This is a genomic window from Mesorhizobium sp. M1A.F.Ca.IN.020.03.2.1 (assembly GCF_004023205.1).
In the GTDB taxonomy this organism is placed as follows: domain Bacteria; phylum Pseudomonadota; class Alphaproteobacteria; order Rhizobiales; family Rhizobiaceae; genus Mesorhizobium.
In genome coordinates this window covers 1-623 of sequence record NZ_RZSV01000501.1, presented here as the reverse complement: position 1 = coordinate 623, position 623 = coordinate 1, and the positions used below count along the sequence as shown (strand labels likewise).

General features: G+C 57.8%; 2 protein-coding genes. Both read right to left on the bottom strand.

Annotated features, from left to right (window positions below; genetic code table 11):
- Positions 1–68: 68 nt before the first annotated feature.
- Positions 69–206: an ABC transporter gene (locus EOA79_RS34015; RefSeq protein ID WP_127314355.1), complete on the bottom strand. Its 138-nt coding sequence runs from the start codon at positions 204–206 to the stop codon at positions 69–71.
- A 199-nt stretch (positions 207–405) separates the two neighbouring features.
- On the bottom strand, positions 406–623 hold a 218-nt coding region (locus EOA79_RS32380; RefSeq protein WP_164894090.1), incomplete at its 5' end, for a L,D-transpeptidase.

Below are 623 nucleotides of genomic sequence, written 5' to 3'. Positions count from 1 at the left end.
GCCTTGGCCCCTGCATATCGATGGGGAAGGGCCTGGCGGCCCTTCCCCAAATCTCCGAAAGCCGGCGCTTATTTAATCACGGGCTCCTCTACGGCAGCGGGTTCCGGCGGAGGAGCCTTCCCCTTTCCTTTACCGATCCCGTTCGCGCAGCCGCTCAGGCTGGTAACGGCGAGGGTAGCAACCATTACAATCAACATCCTGTTCATCAAGCAATCCTTTCCCCGGGGGCGGAACAGCCTATAGAATCGCCACAAATAAAAAGATATGCAGCCCCACCAAGTTAGCCGCGATCTACACCAAAGCCTAGTGCAGAAATGACACAGTCGGCGCCCGGTTGCAGGCGGCGCCTTTGCGGTGACGTGCTGGCAGGGTTCACTATCCAACGGAAATCAGGCCTGCCCACCATCAAATAACCACCACCGTCGTGCCCAAAGAAGTACGGTCGTAGAGGTCAATGATGTCGTCATTGATCAAACGGATGCATCCGCTCGATACCGCTGTGCCTATCGTCCATGGCTCGTTTGTACCATGTATCCGGAAGTGGGTGTCGCGCCCGTTGCGATAGAGATAGAGGGCACGCGCACCAAGCGGGTTGTTTGGTCCGCCAGGGACCCCCCCTGCAT